The organism is Hoylesella timonensis 4401737 = DSM 22865 = JCM 15640 (assembly GCF_000455445.1).
GTDB classification, from domain to species: domain Bacteria; phylum Bacteroidota; class Bacteroidia; order Bacteroidales; family Bacteroidaceae; genus Prevotella; species Prevotella timonensis.
Genome location: NZ_HG417091.1, coordinates 327,975 through 341,801, shown reverse-complemented (window position 1 = coordinate 341,801; position 13,827 = coordinate 327,975). Strand labels below are relative to the sequence as shown.

Sequence of the window (13,827 nt, the reverse complement as noted above, 5' to 3'; positions counted from 1 at the left end):
GTGGAATGTAGAATTTAAAAAAGATGTACCCAAAAGTAAGGCACATCTTTTTTATTCTTTAGACAACAACTCTGTATTAATTAGAGTATTGAAGCGGTGCGTACGAGACTCGAACTCGTGACCTCCTGCGTGACAGGCAGGCATTCTAACCAACTGAACTAACGCACCAAAGCGACAGACAAATTGAACGGTTTGTTGGCGGTGCGTACGAGACTCGAACTCGTGACCTCCTGCGTGACAGGCAGGCATTCTAACCAACTGAACTAACGCACCAATGAACCGGAAGTCAATTCTGTTTTGCGGATGCAAAGGTAATACTTTTTATTTAAAGTGCTTCATACTCTTTCGTATTTCTATTTTAATTAATATTTATTAACAACGAAAGTGCCGAGAGTATTTCTGCAATAGACATCATTGTCTACCATTCAGTGTACTTTATCTTCTTGAATTAAAGCAACTGTTATATTTTTGTCCTATTAATTTACCAAAAATCGGCCATCTAAAATCTTCAAAATAGAAAAAATCAATAGGCAAACGATGGACAAAAATGGGCTGATTTTACCAAAAAAGATGTCTTTTTAAGTTGAAACATTGATTGAACGGTCTTGGAAACATACAATAGAGGTGTTATTCACATGCTTCAGCAACATTAAAGCATGCAAATAGTAAGCTTATCTCAATGGGTTAGCTGCCAAAAAAGGGGGAAAAAATGGAATGAAAAGATACGGAATAGGCGTAACATATTCAATAACAACAGATTATAAACATCGCTCATAACTTGCGTATTTGCGACCAACTTTACCGTTGGTTGTTTACACGCGAGTTATGAGAGGCACTTTGTAAAGAAAATTCAGCATTTATATGTCTTACTTGTAGCGTACCACCGATGCTACATACGCTACTTTATTAGCGTTTTTAGTTGTCAAAATATCACTCTTCAATGGAAGAGCCCAAAGGAAAAAGAAGTGTCCTATGAAGCACACGAATCAATACATTTAAGCCATCTTGCTATTCTTTCTTAAAAAAATATCATTTCCTACCGCTACATGGTTAACGACTAACAAAACAATAAAAAATAGAGTATCTATTATCTGTACTATTTCTAACACTAATTTCATGTAGAAACGATTCAAGAAGCACAAAGACTGCATCAAGCATCAATAAAATATTGGCATCTAACTTTATGAAAACAATGAATATTCTATAACTTTCGATCATGCGAAAAATGCAACAGTAGTGTATTCCACATCAGAATTTCAAGATGCTGTAGTGTCAGGAAAGAGATGAGGGAAAGCCGTCAAACAGGATTTATATCACGAAAGGTGGAGCGAATTGTTTTCATACCATATTTACCAAAGAGCAATCTTGCCAATTTTCCCTAAATCAAGTGAGGCTGTTGATACTCCAAGAGCCTTGAACACCTTGCTCATGGTTGGTATACTGATACTGTAGCCTTTCTCCAATCTTGAAATTTGAGCACGCTTCACACCTATTCGCTCTCCCAATTCTTCTTGGGTGAGATTCTGTTCAACCCTTGCTTTCTTTATCGCTTCCCCAATTCTGTAAGCATGTAATGCTGTCTCTACCTTACGTTCGTGTTCGTCTCTTTCAGGAGTTCCCTCCTTACCTAAAAGTTCGTCTTTCACTTCCTCGAAGGAATAAAGTTTCATGTTACCTATCTGTTCCATACCGTCTATTTGTTTTTAAGTTCGAAGTATTGTTTCATTATGGCTTCCGCCTTCGCAATCTCCTTTTTTGGAGTCTTTTGTGTTTTCTTTATTATTCCGTGTGTAACTATAACTAACGTCTGTGTATCTGTGTCCCAAAAGGCAAACAGGCGGTAAGCTATCCCGTTATAAAGAGTGCGAAATTCCCAAATATCAGAGTTATCTAATTTTTTGAAAAGTTCGCTATTCCTTTCTCCTCTTAATACTCTATCCACGTTATAGATTATCTTTCTATACGCAGGTTTTGGTAGATTTTGGAGAAATTTCTTTGCTTCTTCTAATAATACAAGTTGAAATGTTACCATATATGCTGGTTGTTTGCAAATGCAAAGATAGTATTTTGTTTACAAAACAAGAAACATTCAAACGTATTTTGTACGGCAGCGGATTATTTTTAACCATTCAAAAAGAGGTTGGTGCAGGATGCTACCAACCTCGAGGGATGATTTCGTAAAACTCGAAATCTAAAAATATGAGACAAATATACCTTTTATAATTGATAAAAACAAATTTTTGAACGAAAAAACTACAAAATTTAACATACTCGTGTTTTTACTTAAAAAACATACAGAATTGTCACAAAGATTTAACATTGCAATCTTAAAACGTAGGACAATATTTAGTATCTTTGCGATAGGAACTTTTTATTATTCATTTAAAACATAATAGTATGAACAAAATTTTACGCATTTCAGTAATGAGTTTGCTCGCTTTGATAAGCAGCATCACCTTTGCACAAGTGACATTTGACGCAAATGTAGACAAAGGAACACAAACAGGAAATGGAAAACCTGACCAAGTAAGCAAAGACGGTGTCACCCTTTCGTGCACAAATGCTGCATTTGCAGCCACTAATAAGAGTACAAAGAAAGGAGAATACCGTTTCTATGCCAGTTCAAGCGTAACCCTATCTGCGGCTGACAAAAATATTGTAAAAGTCGAGATGACCTGCTCAGGCGATAAAAGACATGCAGCATACAACTTTGCTACACAAGAAGGCCTGGTAATTACCAAAGAAACAGCTACATGGACAGGTAAAGCTACTTCTATCACTTTTAAGACTACGAAACAAGTGCGTGCCTATAAAGTAGTGGTTACCTTAGAAGGTGGAGCTGTTACTCCTACCCCTGAAGTACAAACAGTAGATAACATTGCAGCATTTAAGGCATTATCTGACGGTACTACCGCTCAATTAAAATTGGACAATGCACAAGTACTCTACACATGGACCAGCAACAATGGCAACACCAGCACTTACATCCATGACGCTACAGGTGCCTTGTTGTTATACAATAGCGGATTAACCCTCGAAGAAAACAAGATATTGAACGGTGAAGTAACCTTGGAACTAAAAGATTTTAATGGACTGCCCGAAGGTGTGAAAACCGATAAAACCAACGCTGACGGGTTGACCATCACTGATGGTACACCAGCAAAACCAAAGGTCATCACGCCCGACAAGGCAGGCGAGAACCTCTCTGACTTGGTACAAGTAGAAGGAGTAACCATACAGAGTGAAAAATCTGGAAAGTACACCAACTACTACGCCCACGTTGGAGATCAAAAGATTCAACTGTATAACGGTTTTCACTTGGATGCCTACAAGGATCTTTCTTCATTTGATGGCGTGCAGAATCAAACAGTAAAGGGTATTGTAAGCTTGTACAGAGGTCAACCACAAATCAATATCATCAAAATTGAAAAAACTACGGGCATTGACACCGTTAACCAAATCGACAGTGCTATCAATGACCACGCGCCTATGTACAACTTGGCTGGACAGCGTGTTGGCAAGGAATATAAGGGTGTTGTGATACAAAACGGAAAGAAATTTATCAATCGATAACCTTTACACCTTATATATATTATAGACAGCCCTGCCAACAAATCGTGACAGGGCTGTTGCTTTATATTTTCCTCAACTCTCCATGAGTGGCTCAGGAGAGAGCTTGCCATTATCTATGTCTCGAGAATGATGAACTGTCGGGACACTATACACTATGCGTTACGCAGCATTTCCGCACATTGCTCCGCACATCGCTCGCCATCAATGGCAGCCGAGACGATGCCACCTGCATATCCTGCTCCCTCACCACAAGGGAACAAACCTTGCATGCGCACATGCTGCAAGCTATCGGGATGACGCAGAATGCGGACAGGTGATGAGGTTCGAGTTTCCGTAGCTATCAGCACAGCCTCATTTGTTAAGAATCCATGACTACGCTTGCCAAACACTCGGAACGCTTCTTGCAAACGCTTCACGATGAAAGGTGGCATCCAAAAGTGCAACGGACTACTGATGAGTCCAGGTGCATAGCTCGATGAAGGCAAATCAAACGACAGCCTGTTATTGACAAAGTCTGCCATTCGCTGTGCAGGAGCGGTTTGTTTCATATTGCCTTGCTGCCAACAATGTCGTTCCAACTGCTCCTGAAATTGCATCATGATGAGCTTATCAGAGATGGGTTCATCGTCCATAGGCGTAAGCATATCATGACTTTTCACATCTTCTGGATGCAATTCTACCACCATCCCCGAGTTAGACCATTTAGTACCTCGATTGCTGGGACTCATCCCATTCACTACTATTTGCTGCGGTCCCGTCGCTGCGGGTATCACAAAGCCACCGGGACACATACAAAATGAATATACACCGCGCTCTTGTGCTTGGCACACAAATGAATATTCGACAGCTGGTAGATATTTTCCCCTGCCTTGTTTTTGGTGATATTGTATCTGATCGATGAGCATTGACGGATGTTCCAACCGCACACCTACAGCCAAAGCCTTAGGTTCTATCTCGATATGCTGCTTGTCTAAATAGCGATATACATCACGTGCGCTATGTCCTGTCGCCAAAATTACAGGTCCTTGAAAAGTGAGTTGCCGACCAGTTGGCAGGTCGATAGCTTCAACACCAACGACTTGACTATCGTGTGGAGAAACTTGTAACGATGTCATCTTCGTTTGAAAATGCACTTCTCCCCCACTTTTCAAAATGGTATGGCGCATGTTTTCAATCACCTTGGGCAGCTTGTCCGTCCCAATATGCGGATGAGCGTCAGCCAAAATAGCAGTAGAAGCACCATGCTGGCAAAAAACATTCAAAATCTTATCAACGCTTCCGCGCTTCTTTGACCGTGTATATAGCTTACCGTCCGAATAAGCTCCAGCTCCTCCTTCACCAAAACAGTAATTACTTTCTGCATCCACCTGTTGTGTTTTGGCAATCTGTGCCAAGTCTTTTTTACGTTCACGAACATCTTTCCCTCGCTCCAAGACGATTGGACACAATCCCTCTTCAACGAGTCTTAAAGCAGCAAACAGTCCTCCAGGTCCTGCTCCCACCACGACAACCCGTGGACGTTGCGAAACATCAGGATAGTTGGTTCGAACAAAATCCTCCTCCTCAGGCTCTTCATTGATAAAGACACGCACCTTCAGATTGACAAAAACTGTACGTTGGCGAGCATCGATAGAGCGTTTCAGCACACGTACATGTTTGATTGTTCGGGCGTCTATGCCTTTTTCTTTAGCCAAAAATCCAATGATAGACTCTTGAGAAGCGGCAAGGTGTGGCAATATTCTTATTTGATATTCTTGAATCATAACGGCTGATATAAAATGTTTAATGACAAAAGTTCATTGACAAAAGTAACCTTTTTTTAGCTTTTTGGGCAGAGTTGACGTACATTTCTTTATAATTGATGTGATAAGTAGACAGAAGAAGCTCGTGAAACTCAATGGAATACATGACTTTGATGAAAATAACATAAATATTTTCCTTTTATTTATTTGGTTTCTTAAAATAGAATTGATATATTTGCAGAGATTTTTTCAAAAAAACTATGAAGAAGACATCGGTGCTATTGGTTGACGAAAACAAATAGACTATCGTGAACTACGCACACCCTGCTATAACGATGCAGGCAAAACTGAAACAAATTAATGTTTTAACCTAATTCTATAAATATGAAAAGACGATTATTCTTGATGATGTCGTTCCTTCTCTTCATGATAGGAACTGCATTTGCACAAACAGATGTGTCAGGAACCATTATTTCAAAAGAGGATGGACAACCCATTGTGGGAGCTACCATTCAAGTTGTTGGTTCTGGCACAGGAGCTATCTCGGACATTGACGGTAAGTTTAAGCTAACCCTGCCACAAGGCAGAAAGACGCTACGTATCTCGTACGTTGGAATGGAGTCACAAGATGTAACTGCGAAAAGTAACATGCGCATTGTCATGATTCCGGTACAGAAAAGCATTGACGAAGTGATTGTTGTGGCGTATGGTACTGCTAAGAAATCAGCCTTTACTGGTTCGGCTAAAGTATTAGAAAGCGATGACCTTACCAAGGTTCAAAGCACGAACCCTATTGAAGCTATGAAAGGAAAAGTTGCAGGTGTTCAAATGGTTAGCAGCTCAGGTGCACCAGGTAGTACGTCAGCTATTCGTATACGTGGTATCAGCTCCATTAATGCAGGCAATGCTCCACTAATTATTTTAGATGGTGCACCCTACGATGGCAATCTTAACTTAATCAACCCACAAGAAATAGAAAGCCAAACGGTGCTGAAAGATGCTGCATCCGCTGCTTTGTATGGTGCTCGTGGTGCCAATGGTGTGATACTTATCACTACCAAGAACGGACGCAAAGGACGTTCCTCCATTACTGTTGACGCAAAAGTAGGAGCAAACAGCAAACAAATGCCACTTCACAATTACGTAAACAATCCTGCTGGATATTACGAGCTTTATTTTAATGGACTTTACAATTATGCAGTAAACAAGCTTAACATGAGTCAAGATCAGGCGCTTGGTTGGGCAAACCAAAACCTTGTAGACCCGAATCCTGATAACTCATACAGCTTGGGATACAATGTTTATAACGTTCCTGAAGGAGAATGGATGATAGGACGAAACCTTAAATTAAATCCACATGCCACCTTGGGCAGAGTTATTGAGAACAATGGGAAAAAATATATGTTGATGCCTGATGATTGGATGAAAGAATCTTTTAGAACAGGTGTTCGACAAGAATATTCGATGACAGCCAACGGTTCCACTGATAAGAGTAGTTTCTTCGGCTCAGCCAGCTACCTAAAGATTGATGGTATTACACCAGGTTCTGATTATTCTCGTTTCTCATCTCGTTTGAAAGCAGACTATCAAATGAAAACTTGGCTGAAATTGTTCGGAAACTTCAGCTACTCACACTATGAAACGAACTCTTTGCGAAACGATGGTAAAAGCAACACACCTACCAACCTGTTTGCAATGGCACAAATGGCACCTATTTATCCATTGTATATCCGTGACGCTGAAGGCAATGTTCTTATTAATCAAAATACAAATTTACCAGAAGTTGACTATGGTAACGGAGCTGTACTTGGACTTACCAGGCAGTTTATGAAAGACGGTAACCCTTTGAACGATAGCCAAATTAACCATAATGGCGGTATTGGACACAACGCTACTGCTGCGGGAACAGCCGAAATTAGATTCTTGAAAGATTTTAAGTTCACATCGTCTAATAGTGCTTTAATCGGTGAATATCGAGGCACTACAACATACAATCCTTGGTTTGGTGAAACTGCATCGCAAAAAGGACATATATTTAAGAAACACGACCGTACATGGACGTACAACTTGCAACAGTTATTGAATTATCATCATGTGTTTGATGCACACGATGTAGAAGTAATGCTGGGACATGAATACTTTAGAAGTCATTATGAAGAGTTGAGCGCAGACAAGCTCAAAACGTTCTCTAACGAGAGCGTAGAACTTGATCAAGCAGTACAGGTAGGTCAAAGTGGTTCATATGCCAGCGATTATAATACAGAAGGCTGGTTTGGACGCGCACAATACAACTACGAAGGAAGATACTTCACATCGGTTTCTTATCGCCGTGACGGTTCTTCACGTTTCCATCCCGATCATCGCTGGGGTAACTTTTGGTCACTTGGTGGCGCATGGAATATCAATCAAGAAAAATGGTTTGATAGTAAAATCGTTGACTTACTTAAATTTAAGATTTCTTACGGCGAGCAAGGTAACGACCGTATTGGCTCATTCCGTTACACAACGACATACAACATAGAAAATTCGAATGGTGAAGTTTCTTTAACTCCAAACTCTTTAGGTAATGACAAGATTACATGGGAAAAGGGTGGAAACATGAACACTGGTATTGAGTTTTCGCTTTGGAATGGGAGACTTAGCGGTGACATCGAATATTTCTATCGCACCACAACCGATATGCTATCATGGGTAAAGACTCCTGGCTCCACAGGTTTTGCTGGTTATTACAATAACGTGGGCGATATGCGCAATAGCGGTTTAGAAATTGACCTTAATGGAGACATCATTCGCACAAAGGACATTACATGGAGTGCCAATGTGAACTTTACAACTTATAAAAATAAGATTACACGTTTAGCAGACAACCGAAAGAATAGCGAGATTGATGGTGTTCGGGGATATAACAGCGAATCCTATTTTTATGGTGAGGGATTGCCTATCTACACCTGGCGACTTTATAAATATGCTGGCGTAGATCAGAATACAGGTGAGGCTCTATATTACAAGAAGATATACAAGACTGATGATAAAAATCAAATTGTAAAAGACGCAAACGGTAACGATATTGTAGAAAAAGAAATTACGACAACCAATGCAGGAGAAGCATCGTACTACACATGTGGCACCAGTTTGCCTGATGCCTATGGCGGTTTTGGAACCAGCTTGAATGCTTATGGCTTTGATCTCTCTATCGACTTCAACTATCAAATTGGTGGAAACGTATTAGACGGTGCTTATATTAGCGCAATGAATATGAACCGTGGCGCACAAATGCATGCCGATTTGCTGAACGCTTGGACGCCTCAAAATAAAAATACAGATATTCCACGACTACAATACGGTGACGTAAATGCAAATAAATTATCCGACAGATTCTTGATAAATGGTAGCTATTTATGCTTGCAAAACATCACATTAGGCTACACACTGCCAAATAGAATTACTACTCTATTGGGATTAGAGAAGATGAGAATATATGCTGTTGGTGACAATATTTGGTTGTGGTCAAAACGCCAAGGATTAGATCCACGTCAATACATTGATGGTGGTGCTGGTAATGCAAGTTATTCGCCTATTCGTACAATATCTGGTGGTGTTTCTATAACCTTCTAATTATAAAACCTAAGAACTATGAAAATGAAAAATATATTGAAAATTGTTCCTATTATTGGAGCAATAGCAAGTAGCACTCTGCTATCTGGATGTTTACAAGAAACATTTCCTACAGATGTGGCAACACAGAAGCAGGTACAGAGCTCAGCAAATGCAACTGAAAACCTTGTGGGTGCCATTACAACTCAAGCTAAGAGTATCTACAGCGATCCATATTCATGGGGATATGGTGCAATTATGCACGTTAGAGATGCAATGACAGCCGACATAGCAACCCTATCCTACCAAAACTGGGATTGGTTCTGGTTTTGGACCGATTGCAAAGAAATTGGTGCTCCATGGGCTGTAACACAATTTATATGGGAATGGCAATACCAATATGTACTCACCACAAACAATGTTATTGGACTGGTAGATCCTGAAAAGGCTACCGATTTTCAAAAGGGTGCTTTAGCCATAGCTTATGCAAATCGTGCGATGATTTACTTGGATTTAGCACGAATGTACGAGTTTTTACCCAATGATAAAACGGTAGGTAAAAGTGACACTGGCAAAGATATTACAGGTCTCACTGTTCCTATCGTAAAAGCAGGAATGGATCAACAGCAAATGGCTAACAATCCACGTGCGAAGAAAGAAGACATGGTGAAGTTTATCAAAGAAGATTTAGACCAAGCCGAAAAATACATGAAATATGTAACCGACACAAAAGGAAACACATTCCCAAACATGGCATGTGTTGAGGGGCTACGCGCACGTCTTTACATGTGGCTCGAAGATTATCCCAATGCCCAGAAGTATGCACGATTAGCCATAGAAAAAAGTGGTGTACCTATCATGACAAAAGAAGATTGCTTGGACATCAATAAGGGTTTCAATGACATTTCCAAATGGATGTGGGGTGTGCAATATACAGATCAAGATGCTGGCTTGGAAAGCGAATGGAATAACTGGACCAGTTGGATGTCGAACGAAGTGCAATATGGATACACTGCAAAGGGCGCTACCCAAATGATTGGCAGAAGTGTTTATGACCGCATCAGTAACAACGATTGGCGCAAACTGGAATTTAAAGCTCCTGAAGGCTCACCGCTTTACAATCAAGTGCCATTTCTAAATGCAACATACAAAGAGAAACTCCCTGCCTATGCTTCCTTAAAATTCCGTCCCAACAAAGGTGATGATAAAAGCTTTAAGGTAGGACAAGCCTCAGCATATCCTATGATGCGCGTAGAAGAAATGTATTTCATCGAAGCAGAAGCAGCTGCACACCAAAACCTTGCAGAAGGTAAAAAGCTGTTAGAACAATTCATGAAGACACGTAATGACAAATACGAATGCAAAGCAAAGACACAAGATGACCTTGTCGAGGAAATCGTTTTTCAAAAGCGTGTTGAACTTTGGGGCGAAGGACAATCATTCTTCGACATCAAGCGATTAAACTATTCTGTGACAAGAGGCTATCCCGGTACTAACTTTGTACCCGAAGTAAGACTGAACAGTAACGGTAGACCTGCATGGATGAACTTTGTTATCGTTGACCAAGAGATTATGTCCAATCCTATTTTACGAGATCAAAACAATCCAGATCCATCAGAAAAATACAGTCCTTGGATTGGAGAATAACGCCATCAATACAAAATTATAGCAATTATGAAAAAGACATATCATACGTTAAGAGCCATACTCCTATTTATATGCGTTACATTGTGCGCATCTTGTGTAGAAGAGTATGAATACGAGCCTGCAACATTAACCGCAGGAAAGCCAGAAACTGAACAAGCTTTTTTATTAACAAATTCTAATGTCATATACTTAGAAAACAGTATGTCACAAACATTAGAAGTGAACGTTGTTCGACCTGATAAATCCGCAGCTGGTTCTATAAAACTTGTTTCAGATAACGATAAATTCAAAGTACCACAGAGTATTGACTTTAAGGCTGGTGAAAAATCGAAACTTGTCAAGATAAATTTTGACATGAAACCTACAACATCTGAACAAGTAACTATCAAAGTAGCTGATGAAAATGCCTATAATTATGCAAGTACAAAGGTGAATATAACGGTCAATAGGTACACAAAACATAGTGCAAATTGGCAAAGTTGGTTCTATGATTACACATTCAAAGACGTAGAAATCATGGAATGTCCAAAAAATACGTTCACTATCAGAGGGCAACATTTCAAGGCTAATTGGATTGACAGTGATTTGAGCAACATTACATTTTGGAAAGATGAAAAAGGATTCTTACACATGAAGCCACAATATATTCATCGACAGAATTGGAATGATGCTGGATTAAAAGATTTTTGGATTGTAGGATTGTGGTTTCCTGATAGTGGTGAATTGTGGAAGAAGGCAGACATTGACGCTTTGACCAAAGACGAATGTGGCAAATATCATCCGGAAGATGATACTTTCGAACTATGGTTCCACTGGTACTCACCCGATTTTGGTTGGTGGATCAACAATCAACAAGCAGAATGGATTGGGCTTTTGGACTAAAAATGAGCGAACAATAAAAAGATAACACGCACTGTGTTGTCGTCAATTACAACCCAATGGGCGGTGGGAGAACTCTCGCCAATGCCCATTGGGTTTTTCTATCTACTTTAACAAATATGTATATGATGAGATTCAAATTATTTACTACTTTTTTCCTTACCTTGTTGCTCACCCTATCGGCATCAGCAAAGCCCCGCACCATGGCACAACTCAGAGCCATCGCTGCTCGAGAACTTTCTGTATCTACGACTGTCGAAGATACGAGAGCCACAAATATTAGCAACATGGAAATGCTTCAACAACTGTCAGACTTAACAGTGATTGGCAACCGCCATGTGGGTTTCGTGGTATTGGCAAACGACGATGCCATTGAAGCCGTTGTCGGTGTATCAAACAAGCCATATACCAACGACACAAACATCAATCCCTCCTTTCAATGGTACTTACGGGCAGCCAACGCAGCCATAGCCTCGCGTATAGCCAACGGTCAGGGCTACAGTGGTTCCATCGCACCATCAGCGCCCCTACCCAACCATGTAGATTCACTCATAGAGACCAAATGGCATCAGGAGGCACCGTATAACAACGACATACAAAAGGATGCTAACGGCAACCCTTACTTAGTGGGATGCGTAGCTATTGCCATGACGCAGATAATGCGCTATCACAAGTATCCCACGGTGGGCAAAGGGTCGAACACATATTCTATGAACGGTGAGACGCTCTCCGCCGACTTTTCCGCTTCTCCTTATCAGTGGGACAAGATGCTGTCTGTTTATAAAAAAGGAAAATACACTGACGAAGAGGCGAAAGCTGTGTCAGAGTTGATGCGACAGGTGGGCATCTCCGTCAATATGGATTATAAACCAGGCTTCAGTTCCTCAAACACCATGTCGGCACAAAACGCATTTATCAATAATTTCGGCTACAACCCCAACATGAACCGCTACACACGCAACTATTATTCAGAGCAAGAGTGGATGGACATGGTGTATAAAGAATTGTCTGAGCAACGCCCCATTTACTATTCGGGCAACGACTCGAAAGGGGAAAACGGTCACGCTTTTGTAATTGATGGTTATAATGCAGAAGGAAAAGTACATGTCAACTGGGGCTGGGGAGGCTTTGAGGATGGCTATTTTGATATCGGCATCCTCACCCCTAAAGGCAATGGCGACTACAGTTACAAACAAGACATGATTGTTGGCATTCAGCCCGAACAACAAGGAGCATGGATGAGTCACCTCACTCTGCATTACGGCAACCAGCTCACCATCAACGAACTCTCTAAACGAGCTATCAGCATGGGCGTGGCGGAGGTTTGGAACGTGAGCAGCACCCCGGTCAACGGTACACTGGCACTGGTCATCGAAGGCAATGGACAACAACGCGACTTAGTCACCACTTCTTATCAAGAAAAAGACAGCTACTGGAGGGCAATTTCTTGGCCGAGAGTAATCATTCCTGCCGACCTGCCCGATGGCGATTATCAAATCTACCTAAGATTCAAAGATGAACGCGATGCCAACTGGCAAGTGGTAAGATCAGAGTATGGCAAAACCAATAGTGTGGTGATCAAAATCGACAATGGCGCCATCAAAAAAAAGAGCAAGATCAACCGCACCAATTACGACTGGGTAACAGCCATCGAGGCACCTACGGTAAGCGATGCCGAAGTACCCATTCGCGTGTACGACTTGCAAGGTCACAAGCTATTGCAACTACCCGCAGCCGCCTTCTCAATAAGCCAACTGCCCACACATGGCATCTTCATTATAAAGCAAGGAGCAAAGACGACAAAGGTGGTCAGATAACCCACAAAGCACAACTCAATGGATTAAAGCTGGTTCTATAAATTACCACCGCATATAGTCATTAAATTTTTATGAAATACGTTTTATTATCTTTTGGCTTCTTTTTAGTTCAAAATGTAAGTTCGTTCAGTCGTGTAGCTCGCTACACTCCTTCACTCTCTTGCATTTTGACCTCAAAAATAAGCTCAAAATCTAACAAAGCTAATTTATAGAACCAGCCTTAACAGTCTTAACCCATTGAAATAAAACCCTTAGAGCATTAGATCGCAACATTAATCCAATGCTCTATTTTTTTTCTCAATTTTAGTATTGGGGTCATATCAGAACCAACGAAAGCACTTCAAAAAGTATAATTTTGTCCTGTAATTTTACCAAAAATCGACCATTGAAAATCTTCAAAATAGAAAAAATCAATAGGCAGACACTCAACAAAAATGGGCTGATTTTCTCAAAATAGACGACTTTTCAAGTTAGAACATTGACTTAACGCCCTTGGAACCATGTATTAGAGGTGTTATTCACATGCTTCAGCGGCATTAAAGCATGCAAATTGTTAGCTTAGAACAATGCTTTAA

At 40.6% G+C, this 13,827-nt stretch carries 8 protein-coding genes and 2 tRNA genes; 5 read left to right on the top strand and 5 right to left on the bottom strand.

Annotated features, from left to right (window positions below; all coding sequences use genetic code 11):
• Positions 1 to 94 precede the first annotated feature (94 nt).
• From BN35_RS03465 to BN35_RS03450, 4 genes are all read right to left on the bottom strand, one after another.
• Positions 95 to 168: transfer RNA gene (locus BN35_RS03465), tRNA-Asp, on the bottom strand.
• Positions 169 to 196: 28 nt separating this feature from the next.
• Positions 197 to 273: transfer RNA gene (locus BN35_RS03460), tRNA-Asp, on the bottom strand.
• A gap of 1,076 nt (positions 274 to 1,349) precedes the next feature.
• Positions 1,350 to 1,688 carry a helix-turn-helix domain-containing protein gene (locus BN35_RS03455; protein WP_025073038.1) on the bottom strand — a complete coding sequence of 113 codons (339 nt, stop codon included), beginning with the start codon at positions 1,686 to 1,688 and terminating at the stop codon, positions 1,350 to 1,352.
• Positions 1,689 to 1,693: 5 nt separating this feature from the next.
• A complete protein-coding gene (locus tag BN35_RS03450) occupies positions 1,694 to 2,032 on the bottom strand; it encodes a type II toxin-antitoxin system RelE/ParE family toxin (protein WP_025073039.1) in 339 nt (112 codons plus the stop codon).
• A gap of 365 nt (positions 2,033 to 2,397) precedes the next feature.
• Here BN35_RS03450 and BN35_RS03445 point away from each other — a divergent pair, with 365 nt between their 5' ends.
• Entirely contained in the window at positions 2,398 to 3,573 is a 1,176-nt protein-coding gene (locus BN35_RS03445; protein ID WP_025073040.1) for a hypothetical protein, read from the top strand.
• A gap of 152 nt (positions 3,574 to 3,725) precedes the next feature.
• On the opposite strand, the gene BN35_RS03440 is transcribed toward BN35_RS03445, so the two are convergent.
• Positions 3,726 to 5,336 (bottom strand): NAD(P)/FAD-dependent oxidoreductase, encoded by a 1,611-nt coding sequence (locus BN35_RS03440; RefSeq protein WP_025073041.1) that lies wholly within the window; start codon positions 5,334 to 5,336, stop codon positions 3,726 to 3,728.
• A gap of 363 nt (positions 5,337 to 5,699) precedes the next feature.
• On the opposite strand from BN35_RS03440, the gene BN35_RS03430 reads away from it, so the two are divergent.
• The 4 genes from BN35_RS03430 (at position 5,700) to BN35_RS03415 (ending at position 13,252) form a co-directional block, all read left to right on the top strand.
• The gene (locus tag BN35_RS03430; RefSeq protein ID WP_025073043.1) at positions 5,700 to 8,930 is read left to right on the top strand and encodes a SusC/RagA family TonB-linked outer membrane protein; all 3,231 of its coding nucleotides are present in this window, start codon (positions 5,700 to 5,702) and stop codon (positions 8,928 to 8,930) included.
• Between the two features lie 18 nt (positions 8,931 to 8,948).
• Complete coding sequence (locus BN35_RS03425) at positions 8,949 to 10,556, top strand: RagB/SusD family nutrient uptake outer membrane protein (RefSeq protein ID WP_025073044.1); 1,608 nt, start codon at positions 8,949 to 8,951, stop codon at positions 10,554 to 10,556.
• 27 nt (positions 10,557 to 10,583) lie between these two features.
• A complete protein-coding gene (locus tag BN35_RS03420) occupies positions 10,584 to 11,438 on the top strand; it encodes a hypothetical protein (RefSeq protein WP_028901036.1) in 855 nt (284 codons plus the stop codon).
• 122 nt (positions 11,439 to 11,560) lie between these two features.
• Positions 11,561 to 13,252, top strand: coding sequence for a C10 family peptidase (locus tag BN35_RS03415; protein ID WP_234396789.1), 1,692 nt, complete (start codon positions 11,561 to 11,563; stop codon positions 13,250 to 13,252).
• Positions 13,253 to 13,827 lie beyond the last annotated feature (575 nt).